The following is a 15,860-nucleotide window of genomic DNA, read 5'->3' as shown; positions in this document are numbered from 1 at the left end:
GCATAGATAAACACCCATCCAGGATTTGTATATTCAGGGGCCTATCAGAAAAGCTATCGCTCTACGGCGATGCATTTGATCTCCACGAGAAGGCCGGGGCGAGCCAGTTCACCGACACCTATGCATGTCCATGCACAAGTACTCCGAGGAAAGACTTTATCCTTCACGCGTCTAAAAATTGGCATGTGGCGGTGCATATCGACGTGATAAGTTGTCATTTCGACGACATCTTCAAATTCGCACCCGCCGGCTTCCAAGACGAGCCGGAGATTGTCCCAAGCTGCCAAAAACTGCTGCTCTGGGTCTTCGATAACTGATAATTCCGGCGTCCGGCCTACCTGACCAGCGCAGTAAAGAGTCTTTCCTACCTTTACAGCTGGTGCATAACCAGCATGCTCGCAGAGCAATCTCATGCCATCTGGAACAATGATCTGACGATCAGTCATGGTTGTGGAGCCCAAAATATAAACGGATACGAAAGCTAACTCACGTGCCAGAACGGCGTCCAATCGGGTCACTGGGACTCAGCCTCATAAAACCGCATTCGCCACTCTAGAAACCCCGGCCAGTAAGCGAACGACAGACCACTAATAAATAAAGACGCGCATTGGCGTAGCTGCTTTCTCGATAGAAATACTAGCCCCGCGGCGAAAGAGCTATCGAGATCCGCCCGTTTAACGCCCTTACTCTGAAATTGACTTGTCGAGAAGGTGGCTCTCGACTGAAGAGGACTTGCGACGGCGAAAAATCCGTACGCCAGGCGACCGTAGCGGTGCTCTAACAATCTCAATCGGTAACCAGGTGAGGGTTATCGGGGAAAGAGCCACTGCGGTAGCGAACGCATTCAATCCCTCTTTGCAGATCACATCAGAAGAGAATTCGCTTTCCTCGCCATTGAAAGTACACACGATTCGCTCATCAAAGGACTTTGAGTAGGGCCGTCTACCCTCCTCATTTCCGCAGGTGTGTTTGATAATCTCACTGCTATCCAGAATGTTTCGATCAGGGAAGTTGAAGTCCGCAATATCCAAGCCACTGGCTCGCGTACCTGGCACTGATCGGCCCGGTCTGCTGAAAGAACCGTCGGCGTTCCTTCGCCATGGCAACAATTGAAGCAGCGCTCGCATCTCCGGCCGGCATGACAGGTTTGTGGTCGATTCCGATAACAGATGAGCGCGGGTTGTATCCGGCTCCTGCACAGGTGATCTGGACTGAGCCTGCAATTGGGATTGGAAATCTGCACTATGGGTCGTTGCCCGCTTCTTGTTTTCTGAAGTCGGTAACACTGATGAAGCTGGCGGTACCGCAGATATATAGGTCATGGGGACGCCTCATATCAGGTCTGGTGTCATGAGTCTCGCCAGCATTCCTGGCGTGGCTGTTCAGTTTTTGCGCCATCAGATCCCGCTGAACCAGTTGTATCCCTGGTCTTCCCAATACCCGCCCGGGTTGTCGTTGCTCACGAAAATCTCGACAACATGCTTGGGGTTTTTGAAGCCCAATTTGGTGGGTACTCGAACCCGCAGCGGATAGCCGTACTCGGGCGGCAACGCGACATCAGCGTAATCCAGCGCCAGCAGTGTCTGTGGGTGCAAGGCCGTCGGCATGTCCAGACTGGAGTAATAGCGATCAGCACATTTGAAACCGACGAATTTCGCTGTGGTATCGGCACCGATGTGTTCCAGAAAGGTTTTGAGCGGTACACCTCCCCATTGTCCTATGGCGCTCCAACCTTCAACACAGATCAAACGGGTGATATCGCTACGTTGCGGCAGTTTGCGCAAGCTTTCGAGTGTCCATGGAGCCTTGTCCCTGACCCGGCCGGAGACGGCGAGCGAGTAACTGGCGAGGTCCACTTCAGGGATATCGTCCTGGCCATAGAATGCGTTGAACGGAAATGGCGTAGTGATCTGCGCGCGGGTGAAGGTCGGCGCCAGTTTCTGTCCGCTGAACAGCCATGCCTGGACCCTATCGTTCCAGCGCGACATGGCCCAAAGGACCTTGTCAACCTGATCGCCGTCCTGCAGGTTGCAGCCGGTCAGCATCGACATCGCACCCACGGTCAAGCCGGCACGAAGGAAATGCCGGCGCTGGATATTCTCCAACTCAAGCTGTTGCGCAGGTTCAAGCCTGACGCGCTGAACAGTTCCTTTTCTGGATTCAGTCATGGCCATTTCTCCTGATATCAAGCGACCGCACCCCACCTGAAATCATTGGCAGCAGGGTTTTGGGTACCAGCATTACCAACCCAAGATGAATCACGACGAATGCAGCAATTACCGCCATCGCCGCAAAATGTACGTAGCGAGCGACGTCATAGCCGCCCAGTAGCGCGACCAGCTCTTGAAGTTGAATGGGTTTCCAGATCGCCACACCCGAAATGACGACGAGTGCGCCTGCTGCCAGCACCATCCAGTACATCAGGCGCTGCACAGCGTTATAGACACCCTTTTCATGCACGAGCCGGAAGCGCAAAGCGTCCGTAAAATCACGCTTCAATGCGACAAGCCCAATGGGCAGCAACTCACGTTTGAAATGGCGACTGACGACGCCATACAGCACATAGATTGCGCCGTTGATCAGCAGCAGCCACATGAATGCAAAGTGCCAGGCCAGCGCCCCACCCAACCACCCGCCCACGGTTACCGACACTGGAAACCTGAAGCCGAACAGTGGCGAGGCGTTGTAAATGGCCCAACCGCTCATGAACATGCAGACCATGCAGGCGGCGTTGAGCCAGTGGGTGAGGCGAACCGGCCAGGGATGAAGCTTTTTCTGTCTCACGTGTTTCCCCCTCGAAACCAGCCATGTAGCGGAGCGTTGCCAAGCGGCAGCGCCCCTGCCTTTTCAGGTGATTACATCGGTGGCTGGAAGCCATCCTTGCCAACTGCAATGCCGCGCGCGGTGGTTCCATCTGCGGCGGGGAACACGACAATTTTCGTACCTTTGACCAGTTCATCGGCTTTGCCTGGCTCGACGTAGGCAATTGGCACATCGTCCGGTACGACGATTTGTTTCTCGCCACCCTTGTAGTTGACGGTCAATGTGCGGCCGTCAGCTTTGGACAGTTTCCCCACTGTACCGTTGGTCATGGTGCCTGTGCTGCCATCCGCGTTCTGCCAGCCATAATGACCTTCGCCGCTGCCCTTCAGGCTGGCGTCAAAAACCGTCACCTCCAGCGCCTTCAATGTTCCGTTGGCCTGCGGGATGGCCGCCGAGCCAATGAAGCTGTCGGATTTGATCGATTCGATATTGGCCTTCGATACCCGGTTGATACCGGTCTTGTCAGTCAGTCCGATAGTCTGCTGGGCGCCGGAGCGGACAGTGAATGTCAGCGTATTGTTGCTGACGCTTTCCACCGTGCCACGCAGCGGTTTGATCACCGGCATGTCAGCCGCGGTAGCAATGACGGCAGCACTGAGCATCAACAAACCGAATGTGGTAGACAAGGCGTTTTTTAGTTGCATGGTGACGATTCCTCATGGGGTGATGTGCCGCCATCCTCGACCGCAGACCGGGACGTCACGATGACCGCCGAATGACATTTTTGTCATTCGTCAGCCCTGCCCATGAATGACAGAAATGTAACCGACTGCGCCCGCTCATCCCGTTACACTGCACAGCCGAGATACCGATGTCGCGGGCTGAATCCTGTCATGAAGAGACCCGAGCGCGCCTCACGATGCATATCCTGCTAATCGAAGATGACACCAAAACAGGTGAGTACCTCAAAAAGGGGCTCGGCGAGTCCGGTTACAACGTCGACTGGACCCAGCACGGCGCCGACGGCCTGCACATGGCCTTGCATACGACCTACGATCTGATCGTGCTGGACGTGATGTTGCCCGGGATTGACGGGTTTCAGATCATCGAGCTTTTGCGCGCCAGACAAGACGTCCCCGTGCTGTTCCTGACCGCGCGCGACCAGTTGCAGGACCGCATTCGCGGCTTGGAACTGGGCGCCGATGACTACTTGGTCAAACCTTTTTCGTTTACTGAACTGCTGTTACGCATCCGCACCATCTTGCGTCGTGGTGTCGTGCGCGAAGCCGACCATTTCCACCTCGCCGACCTCGAGCTGGATCTGGTCCGGCGCCGCGTTACACGCCAGCAGCAGGTGATCGTGCTGACCAACAAGGAGTTCGCCCTGCTGCATCTATTTCTGCGCCGGGCAGGCGATGTGCTGTCCAGGACACAGATCGCTTCGGAAGTCTGGGACATGAATTTTGACAGCGATACCAACGTGGTGGACGTAGCGGTCAAGCGCCTGCGCAGCAAGGTCGATCAGCCCTACCCTATCAAGCTGATCCATACCATTCGCGGTATCGGCTATGTCTGCGAGGTGAGGCCATGCGGTCCCGACGCCAACCCTCTCTGACCCTGCGATCGACCGTGGCGTTTTCCATGGTAGCGATGCTGGCCGTGGCCGGTGCAGGCGTTTATCTGTATCAGACGATGAAAGCCTCGGTATTGGTGTACAGCGATCATGCGGTCATGGGCCGCCTGGAACATTTTCGCAAGCTGCTGCACTACGAGCTCGCCATCGAAAAGCTGCGCGACAGCCCGCAGATTTTCAAGAACATGCTCGACAGCGAAGACGACATCTTCATCATTGAAGAGCCCGGACAGCAACCGGTAATCCAGGTAAATCCACTGAACGTCACGTTGCCTGAACTGCCCGTGATCGGCCAGGATACAAAGCTGAGCGTCAGTGACCTGCGTAGCGGCGTGACCGACTCGGGAACAATGCTGCGCGCCGCCTCCGTCGTCACGACGTCGGGGGGACGTGAAGTGCGCCTGACCGCCGCGCACCTCATGGGCAAGGAAATGGCTATGCTCGCGGCGTATCGCGAACGTATCTACCTGGCCGTTGCCCTTGCGTTTCTGGCCACCGCGTTGCTGGGTTACCTGGTACTGCGTCGAGGGCTGCGTCCGTTACGCAAGATGGCCGCGCATGCGGCAGCGATAACACCCGAGCGTCTGCACAGCCGTATGGACAGCTCCGATACGCCGGTTGAACTGCAACAGCTGAGTGACGCCTATAACGCGATGCTCGATCGTCTTGCCCGGGGTTATCAACGATTGACGCAATTTTCCGCTGACCTTGCCCATGAAATCCGCACGCCGGTGGGGTCGCTGATGGGGCATTGCCAGGTCGCCCTTCGCCAGCGCCGCAGCGAGGATGACTATCAGGCACTGATCGCTTCGAACCTTGAAGAGCTCGAACGGATCTCGCGCATCGTCGAAAGCATTCTGTTCCTTGCGCGCGCCGATGAAGCGCACGCACTGGTGGAGCGCCAGCAACTATCGCTGCATGACGAATCGCAGCGCATTGCCGACTATTTTGAAGGCTTGGCTGAAGAGCGGCGAATGACCGTACAGATAACAGGCGATGGAAACGTGCTCGCTGACCCTTTGCTGCTGCGCAGAGCCTTGAGCAACCTGGTGGCAAACGCCGTTCGCTATGCCTACGAGGGCACCGAGATTCAGATCCGGGTGATGGAAACCCCCGGCGGAGCCCGCATTGAAGTGAAGAACCAAGGGCCTGTGCTGAGTGATGAAACCGTGGGCAAACTCTTCGACCGCTTTTACCGCGGCGATGCGTCTCGCCACCAGAACTCTGACTCCTACGGCCTTGGCCTCGCCATCGTCGTGGCAATCATGCAACTGCATGAAGGTCACGTGCGTGTCGAACAGCCAAAGCCCGGGGTTATCTGTTTTTCGCTGTCATTCCCTGGAGCTTGAACGACGTCGGCGGACAGTGCTTGTCGTTCGCTGCCCCCAACTGAAACTCATGCGCGCAGGTCAACTGTCTGAGGGCTTGCCCAGGCTCTGGTGCTCGACCGGCGCATACTTTTCTTCGCCAGCAACGGGTACCCAGTCCTTCAAAGGTGTAAGAAAGTGCAGTTCAAAACGACGTGACAAGAACGCCCATCTTCCGTCCCGACGTTCAAACCTGTCGTGGTACAGCCCGCTGACTTGCACCGGGCCTTTTTCAATGTCGTGAAACAGGCAATCCGCAGCCACCGTACCCACCGCGCTGTCACCCTTAATATCGATCAGCGGGTTGGCCATCCAGTGATGCATATGTGGCATCTGGCGCCAGCTGTTTTGCGCCATCGCGAGGATTTCGTCACGGTTTCCGGCTTGGCCAAAACCCGGTAGATCCAGTGTTGATTCTTCGTGCCAGATACCGCTCAGGAGCGAGGCGTCGATGCGGTCGAAGGCATTGGCGTAGGCGTTTATCAGCGACTCGATGGCGGCGCGACTTTCCAGGGCGTCCAGTCGGGCGGTCAGTTGTTCCATGTTCATGATGGGGTTTCCTGCTGAGGCTTCGCATAAGCGACGAAGGCAGCCCTCCGCGAGGGCTGCGCTACGGTTGAGCACGTGTTCAGATCTGCGACAGGCCGCCGTCGACCATCAGCTCCACACCGTTGACATATTTCGCATCGGCAGATGCAAGGAACAGCGCCGACGAGGCGATTTCTTCAGGTTGGGCCATATACCCCAGCGGAGTGATCTGCTCGACGTGTTGGCGCAGCGCGGCAATGTCGCTCTCGCTCATCTTCAAGCCGTTATCCATCAGAGGCGTGCGGGTGAAGCCAGGGCTCAGGACATTCGCTCGAATCTTGCGACCTTTGAGTTCGTTGGCCCAAGTCCTGGCGAAGGACCGTACTGCGGCCTTGGATGCGTTGTAGAGGCTCAGTCCTTCCATCCCATTGCTGGAACAGATAGAGGCCGTCAACACGATCGACGCACCGTTTTTCAACAATGGCATCAACGTTTGAACGGTAAAAAAAACCCCCTTCACGTTAATGTCGAACATGTTGAAATAAGCCGCCTCGGTGGTCTCGCCCAGCGGGTTCTTTTCGCAAATACCCGCGTTGGCAAACACTGAGTCCAGCTGATCGTCGCGCGCCTCAATTGTAGCTTTGAGTTTATCGAGATCAGCCTGGCTGGCGACATCGGAAATGACCGCTACGACTCTGTCGCCTAGCTTCGCCACCGCCGCCTCCAGCGTGGCTGCAGAACGACCCGTGATGTAAACACGCTTGGCTCCCTCGGCAATCAAACCTTGCGCAATTGCAAACCCGATCCCTGTGGATGCCCCGGTGACGACTGCAACCTGATTAGCGAATTTGCCTGACATATCTGACTCCTCAGTCTCGATTGTGTGGCTCGACTGGAACCACAGTGCGGCCATTTTGAGAGGAGTCAGGGGCTGAGCGGCACTGCCATAAATGAACATTGGCCGTTCATTTATGTGAGGCGTAAGGGAAGGTTTGATCGTTTAGATTGGAGTCAGCTGATTCAGAGCATGACCTGCAATCGAGAATATTCTGGAACCGAGGGGTTCCAGGAAGGAGACCTTATGCCTAAGACAAAAGTCGCCCCCCCGGAACCGCGGCGTTGGTTGATGTTCACCATCTTGTTGGTCGGTGCATTTTTACCGCCGCTGGATTTTTTCATCGTCAACGTAGCGCTGCCTTCAATTCAGCAATCGCTAGGCACGGCCTCCTCCGCCGAACAGTTGATCATCTCCTCGTATGCGGCGCTTTATGCCGTGACACTGATTACCGGTGGACGGCTGGGTGACATCTATGGCCGCATGAGAATGTTCTTCGTTGGTCTGGTTGGCTTTGCCGTTGCCTCACTGATCTGCGGTGTAGCCGAGTCACCCTGGGTGTTGATCGCCGGACGTTCGCTGCAAGGCGTGACGGCAGCCATCATGGCACCTCAGGCACTCGCATCAGTGCAGGCGATATTCCCCGACTCCGAAAAGCCCTTGGCACTGAGCCTGTATGGCGCGGTCTTTGGTCTGGCTTCGGTAGTCGGCCAGGCACTTGGCGGAATATTGATATCGCTCAACCTGATGAACCTGGGCTGGCGGGCGATATTTCTGGTGAATTTACCGATTGCGTTACTGGTCATCCTTGTCGCCATTCCAGTGGTCAAGGAAACCCACGCACCACAGACAAGCAAGCTGGATCTGGGCGGAACGCTATTGTCGATGGTGACGCTTGCGGCTCTGATCATTCCTCTGATCGAGGGGCGTGAATCGGGTTGGCCTTTGTGGGCCTGGCTGTCGCTTGCAGCGGTGCCGCTGCTGGCCTGGCTGTTCTGGCGCTACGAAGCCCGCCTGCATCAAGCGCAAGGTGCTCCGTTGCTGAATCCTGCCGCACTGCGCGCGCCCGGTCTTGCCCGGGCACTGCTCGTCGCCCTCACCTTTTACGCGATCGGCGTGTTTTTCCTGCTGCTTTCCATTTATCTACAGGGAGCGCTGCACACGAGCCCACTCAATGCAGGCCTCGTCTTCCTTCCTTTCGGCGCGGGATTTTTGCTGGGACCGCTTTCCACCCCTCAGTTCAGGCGTTTTCTGGGGGCATACGTCAATCCCGTCGGAATGGGGCTTGAAGTGTTGGGATTTGTGCTCTTGGCCTGGCTCGTGGCGCACACGCCGATGTCCGCCAGCCCCGCTGCGCTGCCCCTTGCCGTCATTCTGTTTCTGATCGGTTTCGGACAAGGATTAGCCCTTCCGACATTGATGCGCATGATCACAGGACGTGTGGCACCCGCATACTCCGGCATGATTGCAGGCATTACCAGCTCCACCCTGCAAATCAGCACGTCACTGAGCGTGGCAATAATAGGCGGCATTTTCTACACCCTTCTAGGCACGGATACGGACGCGGCTGCCATCACCCACGCTTTCACCGTCTCCATACTCTGCATCGCAGCATGCCTGGCGGTAGGCGCGGGATTGAGCCTTACCCTGACGCGCCAACCTGCTACTGATCCGCAAACGGCGGCCATGCACCCAGCAGAGTGAGTCAACCGCATGCCTGATTGCCGATCATGATGGAAGCAAGATCGGCAAGAGCACGAAGGCTGTCCATCTGGCGCATGTCCTGGTGGTAGCCCATCCATATGTCGCGACCCGGTGGCGGCTCGTGCGGATCAATCAACCGCAGCGCCGTTAATTGGTCACCCAAGGCGCGGGGCAATACGGCAACGCCCTGCCCCTGCGTGCACATTTGCGCCTGGACTGTGCGGCTGCTACTGGTGAACAAGGTACGCGCCAGAGGGTAACGCTGCTGCAGCCACTGCACATCGGGATAATGAGACTGGGCAACACTCATGGTAATCAAACCAACCCCCTCGCCCTGTGGCTCGGGATCAGCAGATCCGACGGCCGTGTATAACCCATAGCTCAGGGAGATCAGCTTGCGGTGAACAATATCGGGTTCGGTGAAAGGGACGATTCGAAACGCGATATCGGCGTCGCGACGAGCCAGGTCAAACAATCGATGCCCGGCGATAACCTCAGGCACAATCAGAGGGTAACGTCGCCCCAGTTCACTGAGGACGGGGGCCAGCACATAACAGGCAAACCAGTCAGCGCAAGAAATGCGCAACACACCTTCTGGCTGGGCGCTGTCGCCCGCCAGGCGCCTTTCGATGGCCAACGCACTCTGCTCCATTTCCTGCGCTAGGCTGAGCAGCTTCTCTCCGCTGTCGGTCAGTACCAAACCTTGGGTGGTACGCAGGAAAATGGGCTGGCCACTGGACTGCTCAAGCACCTGCAAGCGCCGCCCCACGGTCGGATGGCTAACACCCAACAGCTTGGCAGCAGCGCCCAATGACCCACTGCGGGCAATCGCGAGAAAGATCCGCACATCACTCCAGTCCATACTCTACCCCGTACAAAAATGAACAGTGAGAGTGCAGTAATGGCAGTGCCGTAGCAATCCCAGGCTCGACATACTTCTCTGCATACACCTTCGTCGAAACACCAACCGAGGGACTGCAAATGAAGATTGGCTTTATCGGTGTGGGAAGCATGACCAGAGCGATCATTCCGTTGCTCATCCGGGCCGGCCATCACGTATCGGCATGGAACCGTAGTCACGCTGCGATTATGGATCTCGAAGGAGTAAGCGTTCTCGAATCCCCGTCCTCGGCCTTTCAGCAAGAGGTCGTCATCAGCCTGCTGGCCGATGATGCCGCCGTCAGGGAAGTGCTGCTGTCCAGCGCTGCTCTGGAAAATGCAGACAAGGCCTGCGTGCATGTCGTGATGTCGACTTTGTCGCCTTCACTCATGGTCGAGTTGCAGGGCATGCATGATGCAGTCGGCATGGCATTGGTCGCGGCACCGGTTTTCGGCGTGCCCGCCGTGGCCGCGAGCGGCGAGTTGAACATCCTGGCGGCCGGATCGCAGCTAGCTGTCTCGACGGTTCAACCGCTGTTTGACCTGCTCGGGAAAAAAACCTGGTATCTGGGCGATCAGCCTGAACACGCGTGTATCGCGAAAATCGCCGGCAACATGATGATCACTCAAGCCATCCAGTCGCTGGGCGAAGCAAGCGGACTCGTTCAACGCCACGGACTGACCCCTTCGATTTTCGTCAACCTCATGACCCAGACCCTGTTCGCCTGCCCCAGTTATCAACGGTATGGGCAGAACATCGCCAACAACAGCTTTGAACCGGGTTTCAAACTGTCTCTTGGCCTCAAGGATATAAATCTGGCTATTGATGCGGGCCGTCTCAAGGACCTGGAACTGCCTGCTGCGGATGCAGTGCGATCGAAAATGACGTCGGCAGTTGCCCGGGGAGACGGGCACAAGGACTGGTCGGTCTTCGCTACGCAGACACTTACCCAATCAGCCGATCATGCCCAGCAACCCTGGCGAAGCGCACCGATAAAACGTACGCGGCGTGGCAACTTCTGGGTGACCGGCGCCCGTGTTACCCAGAACGGTAAAAATTTCCAGAAGGGTCCGATGTACGTAGCCTGGGAATCCCCTGAGCACATCACTCAAGCCTATCCCGTGGTGCTGGTGCACGGCGGCACGCTGCAGGGCACCGAATGGCTGGATACACCCGATGGTCGCCCGGGATGGGCGCAGCGGTTCCTCGAAGCGGGCTTCGTAGTCTTTCGCGTCGACAGACCCGGCCACGGGCGATCGCCGTATCACCCCGACATCATGGGACCGATGGGGCCAGCGTTCTCCTATGAACGCGCCCGCGAAGTTTACTTTCCAGAGGGAGGTGGAGAAACGCAGTGGCCGTTTGAGTCGGATGACGAAGCAGCGTTTGACGCCTTCATTGCAGCTTACGGCCCCATGCCGGCTGACCTTGCGGCCTCGCAGACCCTGGACGCGGACCGACTGGCCGAACTGCTCGACAGAATCGGTAAGGCCATCATCGTTACGCATTCCGCTTCCGGGCCCAGTGGCTGGTTGGTCGCCGATCGTCGACCCGACCTGATCGCAGGGATTGTGGCAGTGGAGCCTATGGGGCCGGTATTTGGCCATACGCCGGGTATAGGCAGCCTCGAATGGGGACTGACCGCCGCCCCTTTGACCTTTGATCCGCCTCGCGAGACGGCGGAGCAAGTCCGCACAGCAGAACCATCAACCCTGAAAATTCCCGGATTGCAGGGCGTTCCGGTAGCGCTGATGACAGGTGAGACATCAGCGTTTGCTTCTTACGCATCCAGCATTGTCCCTTTCCTGCGAAATGCCGGTGCCAACATTCACCACCTGGATCTACCGGCACTGGGTATTCACGGCAACGGCCACGGATTGATCTATGAACGCAATTCAGACTCGGCTTTCAAGGTAGTCATGCAGTGGCTGGAGGAATCGTTGAACATGCCCGATCCCGCGTAAAGCGCCTGCTCAGGTTCTCCGTCCAATCATGGAAGGACCAAGGAAGGGTACAGACAAGCCCCTTAGAACAACTGCCACGAGGTTATCCATGGACAATTCCGACATCACGCGTCAACTCTCGGCATTCAGACAAACCATCGACAATATCGACGCCGCGCTCATCCACATGCTTGCTGAACGGTTCCGCTGTACTGATGAGGTCGGCTTGCTTAAAGCCCGACATCAATTGCCAGCGGTGGACAAGAAGAGAGAGCAGCATCAATACGAACGTCTGACAGCCCTCGCCCAGGAGGCCAACCTCGATACGGCCTTCGTCCAGAAGCTGATGCAGTTTGTCATCGGTGAAGTGGTCGACCGCCACAGACAATTTGCGGCCAGGCATAACCCAGGACTCTGCGAGGGCGCTGTCCTCAAACCTGAAAACACCGCCGTCTAACCCGCCGCCTCCCCTCACTAGACGCCCGGGAATTGCTGATAGATCGCAGACAACTCGATAGAGAAGCGACTGAATAAGCCCCTTTCTCCGACCGATTCCTGAAAGGCAATTAGACTATCAAGACGAGCAGAACCGCATGAAATGGCCAATGATCGATCAGATTCGCAGTTTCACTGTTTTACCCTCTGGCTACACATGGGATTACCTGAAACGCGAGGAGATCGATGTAGCGATAATTTTTTTCCAGACGTGGTTTCCCTCCATTACGGTGGGGTTAGGGAGCCCTTTTCTGAACCAGCAATTTTATGAAGACAACGTGGTGCTCGAAGACGATCTGGAGCGGGCGATGTTCGCTATAGTGGTCCGCCGAAATCATGAAATCGTCGCGATAGCAACGTGGGAAAAAATTGACGGCGCTGATGTCATCTTCGGGCGAGTGGGCGCGGTAGCCAAACATCATAGACAAACCAAACTGGCCGTAGCTGCCCAAGACCTCGGAGAAAAAATGGGAAGGTTCATGGGAGCGGGCTTGATCTATGGTATGGCGACAACCAGCGCTCCGTATATGCAACAAGCACTGGAGCATGCGGGTTACAAAGCCGTAGGAATAATGCCTGGCTTCGACCAAGAGGAAACAGAGCCAGGAATCGTTCGCAGGGTTTACGAAGTCATCTACGCAAAACGACTCGCCCCCAACTCAAATTTTCTGATTCCTTCAGTACACAACCTCACACCGACCGTCGCTCGGCTTTATGCAGAAATATTTCACGAAACAATCAGGGCTGAATGAGAGGCAAGCATAAAACCAGTGTGTTTCGGATCAAATAAAGATCCTCGCTCACGCTGATTGCGTTGCTCGGGAGCGCCGCTTTAGCTTGCGTGCACCGAATACCAGGTACTGCCATACTGGAGTCAGTCGCAGGTCACCATTCAAGATCACTCGCACACTCAATGCGATTGGGGGCAAAAGGGGGGGCAAATAACAGCATTATCGACCTGAAAACGCCTTCCTAGAGCCTAGTCAAAATGTTTTTCGGAAGCTCTGTCAACATGGAGCAGCTATGACTGACAGCTCTCGGCCAGAAGCGGACAGTCACTTTTGTTCGTCTCAAGCGATGGACAACCCCTCGCTTACCTCAGTTTGAACGCTGGTTTACCGCTGAATTGGCGCACTTCTACACCAACAATATAGATTCATGAAGCCCTTGGAATTCTGAGAGTCTCCGGCTTAACATGGACGTCGGTTCAACAGGAAGGCTGCAATGGATCTGAAGTTCAGTCACGTAGATGTACTTGTCAATAATCTCGAAGAAGCCTGTGCTTACTACGCACAGATACTTAATGCCAGGATATCCAAAACGCTCGTTTGGGAACGAGGTGGCCTGCACGTGCGCTACGCGATAGCGCTGATCGGTCAAGAGCGTTTCATGTTGGTACAGCCATTGGCGGGAAACCTGCGGGAGCTATTAGACTCCTCGGGAGAAGGGATGATTTATCGCCACTGCTATTCGACGCCGGACATCGAGAAGGCATACGACGAACTGATGGTCGCCGGTGTTCAGCCAGAAGACGAAAACGGAAAGCCATTGGCCCGTGCGAACCTGCAATCCCCATCCGGGACACGCATTATCTGGTTGCCCAAGCGCTTTGGGCACTTCTCTATCGAAATCCTGGAAGACATGGCGTTAGAGGCATTTGTAGAAGCTGCATTTTCCTGAATTATGCGGCGGTGAACGTCTGCTTGCGGCCGTTTTATTGTCTGGCGCAACCGACAGCTATGGGTCGGTTTCAGCCGGTCGCGACAGGCAGAAATCGGCCAATAGCAGTCATTGCTTAGGCGCTGAATCGGAGGCTGTGGACACGTGAGGTGATGAGGATTCGAATCTCTCCTTCACCGCCAAATTGAAAAAACGCAAGCCCCTGATTTTCCTAGAGAAAGTCGGGGGTTTGTGCTTTTTGGCGTCCAAAAAATAGCCTCATGGGACCGCCATGGGACTGGCGCGCTGTTTTGGTGCGAAAAAATGTGGCTCACTGATGACGCTTACCAGGGCATATTCGCGCTTTGGACCGATCAGAATTTCCTATAACCCAACTCTCAACGGAGCGGAGAAGAATGGATCAGCAGCAATGGAATGAGCGGGCAAGCGATGTAGTGAATGCGCACGCCAAAGAGATTCAGGAGTTAAAGGAATTTCAGCTTCATCTCGAAAGAGATAAAGATGCTGACCTGTTGATGCAACTGAATGAAAAGCAGATGGCGGGCGCAACCAATTACACAAATCTCCTATTGGTCGCTGGGTATGCGGGCCTGTTTGGTTTTTGGTCCACTTTGTCCACGAAACTCCCACCCATGCTTTACGCGCTTTGCGGGCTCCTCGGCTTACTGTCCTTGATGCTCTTCATATCATGGGAAATCATCAAAATGATCTGGGGAAGTATCCATATGGCCAGAACAAACGCGATGATTGAGAGCATGAGAGGGCCTAAACTTCTACAACTGTTTCTTGCATCTACGAAAAAATTTCAAATTCGTTCCCAGCGGGTATGGTGGATTTTCTTAATCCCATCTTTGATTAGTGGGCTTAGTGCTGGCTTTCTTTTAGTGGGTTTTTTCTGCTATCAGCTATGGCAAGCATTCCAATGACGCGCATGACAAACAGAAAGGACCCTTAGAAATGATGATGACCCGCACATATCACCCCTTGGCCCAAGTGCCCGGCGCGCTGCCGGTTACGGTCACGGTAGCCATCAACTTTGTGCAATTCGACGTGCGCAATCCAGATATCAGCCTACGTGCCCCGTTTGAGCGAGTGCGTATCGAGTCCGCTACCTTTGGTGGGGTTGCGGTGTGCAAGGTGAGCGGCGAGGCTGGCGATAATCAGTTCTGGCAGGTGACGCTAAACACCGAGGACGGTGCCGAGCTTGCCGGAATGATTGCCGAGGCGCGCACGGCCGCGCAGAGCCTGTAGAAAGCAACCCCCACCATGAGTACGACTGATACCCGGAGTACGAGCATGTCAGTAGAAGCAAACCCAGGCGTTACTTACCTGATCGAACAGGCGAATAAAACTAGCGTGGACGCAAAGCTCCAGCCCATTTATGCGGCCCTGGCGGAAGCCGGAGGCGTAGCTGCCCAGCAGTACCTGATCAGCGTGGCAAACAAGACCAGTGTGCAGGCGAAGTTAGAGCCGCTGTATGCCTTGATCGGTCGGGCCAGCCGTACCTGATTACCAATAACGCCGCTTATGTTCAAAAGGCCCCTACACTTGAAGCCAGTGTGGGGGCTTTTTTGTGGGCCGGTGAAAACCAGCCCCCCCTGCGCTGGTAGACCAACCCCCACAGCGGTGGTTTTACGCAGTGACCGCTAATTCGATCAGGAAGCGCCTTCCTGGCGTTATCCCTCACCTCAACAATAATGGGTGAAAGAATGAGCGTCGTATTCTCGCGCAATGGTGTCAGCATGCCCGATCTGGTCCGCACCAAACTCGCCAATCACCTGGCACGCCTCGGCCGCGCAGCAGATGTGCCTGCCTTGGCACTGGCCGAAGAGCGCGCAGAAGGTTTTGTGGAGGGGGTGGAAGCCGCACGTGCGCTAACCCCCGCTACGATTGAGCGGTTGTTTATCGCTGTTGAAGACGCCGCAGCACGCCGCCGGCGGGATCTGGCGCCATGAATGGTGAAGCGATCCAGTCAGACACCTTGAGCGCCCTGGTCAGCCAGCACGCGATCCGCGAAACGGTGGTTGTCCCG

The 15,860-nt window shown here is 56.0% G+C and carries 18 protein-coding genes; 11 read left to right on the top strand and 7 right to left on the bottom strand.

The window, feature by feature from the left end; translation table 11 throughout:
* Positions 1-53: 53 nt before the first annotated feature.
* The 4 genes from PspCFBP13509_RS08395 to PspCFBP13509_RS08380 all read right to left on the bottom strand — a co-directional run bounded on the left by PspCFBP13509_RS08395 (position 54) and on the right by PspCFBP13509_RS08380 (position 3,467).
* Positions 54-446, bottom strand: coding sequence for a RidA family protein (locus PspCFBP13509_RS08395; RefSeq protein ID WP_056860328.1), 393 nt, complete (start codon positions 444-446; stop codon positions 54-56).
* A gap of 951 nt (positions 447-1,397) precedes the next feature.
* Positions 1,398-2,168, bottom strand: coding sequence for a molybdopterin-dependent oxidoreductase (locus tag PspCFBP13509_RS08390; protein ID WP_056859946.1), 771 nt, complete (start codon positions 2,166-2,168; stop codon positions 1,398-1,400).
* Positions 2,161-2,784, bottom strand: coding sequence for a cytochrome b/b6 domain-containing protein (locus tag PspCFBP13509_RS08385; protein WP_056859945.1), 624 nt, complete (start codon positions 2,782-2,784; stop codon positions 2,161-2,163). Before PspCFBP13509_RS08385 ends, PspCFBP13509_RS08390 begins: the two co-directional genes overlap by 8 nt.
* Positions 2,785-2,855: 71 nt before the next feature.
* Positions 2,856-3,467 carry a hypothetical protein gene (locus tag PspCFBP13509_RS08380; RefSeq protein ID WP_056859944.1) on the bottom strand — a complete coding sequence of 204 codons (612 nt, stop codon included), beginning with the start codon at positions 3,465-3,467 and terminating at the stop codon, positions 2,856-2,858.
* A 215-nt stretch (positions 3,468-3,682) separates the two neighbouring features.
* Between PspCFBP13509_RS08380 and PspCFBP13509_RS08375 the strand changes: the two genes are divergently transcribed.
* Entirely contained in the window at positions 3,683-4,378 is a 696-nt protein-coding gene (locus tag PspCFBP13509_RS08375) for a heavy metal response regulator transcription factor (protein WP_056859943.1), read from the top strand.
* Positions 4,351-5,745 carry a heavy metal sensor histidine kinase gene (locus tag PspCFBP13509_RS08370; protein WP_056859942.1) on the top strand — a complete coding sequence of 465 codons (1,395 nt, stop codon included), beginning with the start codon at positions 4,351-4,353 and terminating at the stop codon, positions 5,743-5,745. Before PspCFBP13509_RS08375 ends, PspCFBP13509_RS08370 begins: the two co-directional genes overlap by 28 nt.
* Before the next feature lie 60 nt (positions 5,746-5,805).
* Here the strand turns inward: PspCFBP13509_RS08370 and PspCFBP13509_RS08365 are convergent, their stop codons facing one another.
* On the bottom strand, positions 5,806-6,306 hold the full coding sequence (locus PspCFBP13509_RS08365) for a nuclear transport factor 2 family protein (protein ID WP_056860327.1): 501 nt from the start codon (positions 6,304-6,306) through the stop codon (positions 5,806-5,808).
* Positions 6,307-6,391: 85 nt separating this feature from the next.
* Positions 6,392-7,150, bottom strand: coding sequence for an SDR family oxidoreductase (locus PspCFBP13509_RS08360; RefSeq protein WP_056860326.1), 759 nt, complete (start codon positions 7,148-7,150; stop codon positions 6,392-6,394).
* 267 nt (positions 7,151-7,417) lie between these two features.
* Here PspCFBP13509_RS08360 and PspCFBP13509_RS08355 point away from each other — a divergent pair, with 267 nt between their 5' ends.
* Positions 7,418-8,830 carry an MFS transporter gene (locus tag PspCFBP13509_RS08355; RefSeq protein WP_223271418.1) on the top strand — a complete coding sequence of 471 codons (1,413 nt, stop codon included), beginning with the start codon at positions 7,418-7,420 and terminating at the stop codon, positions 8,828-8,830.
* A gap of 1 nt (position 8,831) precedes the next feature.
* On the opposite strand, the gene PspCFBP13509_RS08350 is transcribed toward PspCFBP13509_RS08355, so the two are convergent.
* A complete protein-coding gene (locus PspCFBP13509_RS08350; protein WP_056859940.1) occupies positions 8,832-9,692 on the bottom strand; it encodes a LysR family transcriptional regulator in 861 nt (286 codons plus the stop codon).
* A 119-nt stretch (positions 9,693-9,811) separates the two neighbouring features.
* Between PspCFBP13509_RS08350 and PspCFBP13509_RS31685 the strand changes: the two genes are divergently transcribed.
* The 8 genes from PspCFBP13509_RS31685 to PspCFBP13509_RS08305 all read left to right on the top strand — a co-directional run bounded on the left by PspCFBP13509_RS31685 (position 9,812) and on the right by PspCFBP13509_RS08305 (position 15,783).
* On the top strand, positions 9,812-11,674 hold the full coding sequence (locus PspCFBP13509_RS31685; RefSeq protein ID WP_242001057.1) for an NAD(P)-binding domain-containing protein: 1,863 nt from the start codon (positions 9,812-9,814) through the stop codon (positions 11,672-11,674).
* 88 nt (positions 11,675-11,762) lie between these two features.
* Positions 11,763-12,110, top strand: coding sequence for a chorismate mutase (locus PspCFBP13509_RS08335; protein ID WP_058426038.1), 348 nt, complete (start codon positions 11,763-11,765; stop codon positions 12,108-12,110).
* A gap of 148 nt (positions 12,111-12,258) precedes the next feature.
* Positions 12,259-12,900 (top strand): hypothetical protein, encoded by a 642-nt coding sequence (locus PspCFBP13509_RS08330; protein ID WP_065873175.1) that lies wholly within the window; start codon positions 12,259-12,261, stop codon positions 12,898-12,900.
* A 472-nt stretch (positions 12,901-13,372) separates the two neighbouring features.
* Positions 13,373-13,828 carry a VOC family protein gene (locus PspCFBP13509_RS08325; RefSeq protein WP_137211805.1) on the top strand — a complete coding sequence of 152 codons (456 nt, stop codon included), beginning with the start codon at positions 13,373-13,375 and terminating at the stop codon, positions 13,826-13,828.
* 395 nt (positions 13,829-14,223) lie between these two features.
* On the top strand, positions 14,224-14,754 hold the full coding sequence (locus PspCFBP13509_RS08320; protein WP_103451589.1) for a hypothetical protein: 531 nt from the start codon (positions 14,224-14,226) through the stop codon (positions 14,752-14,754).
* Positions 14,755-14,785: 31 nt separating this feature from the next.
* Positions 14,786-15,079 (top strand): hypothetical protein, encoded by a 294-nt coding sequence (locus tag PspCFBP13509_RS08315; protein ID WP_135196284.1) that lies wholly within the window; start codon positions 14,786-14,788, stop codon positions 15,077-15,079.
* Between the two features lie 45 nt (positions 15,080-15,124).
* A complete protein-coding gene (locus PspCFBP13509_RS08310; RefSeq protein ID WP_103451591.1) occupies positions 15,125-15,337 on the top strand; it encodes a hypothetical protein in 213 nt (70 codons plus the stop codon).
* Positions 15,338-15,537: 200 nt separating this feature from the next.
* On the top strand, positions 15,538-15,783 hold the full coding sequence (locus tag PspCFBP13509_RS08305; RefSeq protein WP_058426040.1) for a hypothetical protein: 246 nt from the start codon (positions 15,538-15,540) through the stop codon (positions 15,781-15,783).
* Positions 15,784-15,860 lie beyond the last annotated feature (77 nt).

The sequence above is a fragment of the Pseudomonas sp. CFBP13509 genome (assembly GCF_005233485.1).
Classification (GTDB): Bacteria; Pseudomonadota; Gammaproteobacteria; order Pseudomonadales; family Pseudomonadaceae; genus Aquipseudomonas; species Aquipseudomonas marginalis.
The sequence above is the reverse complement of the archived record's forward strand: the minus strand, read 5'-3'. Positions and strand labels throughout refer to the sequence as shown.

Coding starts and splice junctions, on each gene's coding strand:
- PspCFBP13509_RS08395 (WP_056860328.1), bottom strand. CDS start 446: ATGACTGATCGTCAGATCATTGTTCCAGATGGCATGAGATTGCTCTGC.
- PspCFBP13509_RS08315 (WP_135196284.1), top strand. CDS start 14,786: ATGATGATGACCCGCACATATCACCCCTTGGCCCAAGTGCCCGGCGCG.
- PspCFBP13509_RS08325 (WP_137211805.1), top strand. CDS start 13,373: ATGGATCTGAAGTTCAGTCACGTAGATGTACTTGTCAATAATCTCGAA.
- PspCFBP13509_RS08310 (WP_103451591.1), top strand. CDS start 15,125: ATGTCAGTAGAAGCAAACCCAGGCGTTACTTACCTGATCGAACAGGCG.
- PspCFBP13509_RS08335 (WP_058426038.1), top strand. CDS start 11,763: ATGGACAATTCCGACATCACGCGTCAACTCTCGGCATTCAGACAAACC.
- PspCFBP13509_RS08320 (WP_103451589.1), top strand. CDS start 14,224: ATGGATCAGCAGCAATGGAATGAGCGGGCAAGCGATGTAGTGAATGCG.
- PspCFBP13509_RS31685 (WP_242001057.1), top strand. CDS start 9,812: ATGAAGATTGGCTTTATCGGTGTGGGAAGCATGACCAGAGCGATCATT.
- PspCFBP13509_RS08360 (WP_056860326.1), bottom strand. CDS start 7,150: ATGTCAGGCAAATTCGCTAATCAGGTTGCAGTCGTCACCGGGGCATCC.
- PspCFBP13509_RS08390 (WP_056859946.1), bottom strand. CDS start 2,168: ATGACTGAATCCAGAAAAGGAACTGTTCAGCGCGTCAGGCTTGAACCT.
- PspCFBP13509_RS08355 (WP_223271418.1), top strand. CDS start 7,418: ATGTTCACCATCTTGTTGGTCGGTGCATTTTTACCGCCGCTGGATTTT.
- PspCFBP13509_RS08380 (WP_056859944.1), bottom strand. CDS start 3,467: ATGCAACTAAAAAACGCCTTGTCTACCACATTCGGTTTGTTGATGCTC.
- PspCFBP13509_RS08370 (WP_056859942.1), top strand. CDS start 4,351: ATGCGGTCCCGACGCCAACCCTCTCTGACCCTGCGATCGACCGTGGCG.
- PspCFBP13509_RS08365 (WP_056860327.1), bottom strand. CDS start 6,306: ATGGAACAACTGACCGCCCGACTGGACGCCCTGGAAAGTCGCGCCGCC.
- PspCFBP13509_RS08375 (WP_056859943.1), top strand. CDS start 3,683: ATGCATATCCTGCTAATCGAAGATGACACCAAAACAGGTGAGTACCTC.
- PspCFBP13509_RS08305 (WP_058426040.1), top strand. CDS start 15,538: ATGAGCGTCGTATTCTCGCGCAATGGTGTCAGCATGCCCGATCTGGTC.
- PspCFBP13509_RS08330 (WP_065873175.1), top strand. CDS start 12,259: ATGATCGATCAGATTCGCAGTTTCACTGTTTTACCCTCTGGCTACACA.
- PspCFBP13509_RS08350 (WP_056859940.1), bottom strand. CDS start 9,692: ATGGACTGGAGTGATGTGCGGATCTTTCTCGCGATTGCCCGCAGTGGG.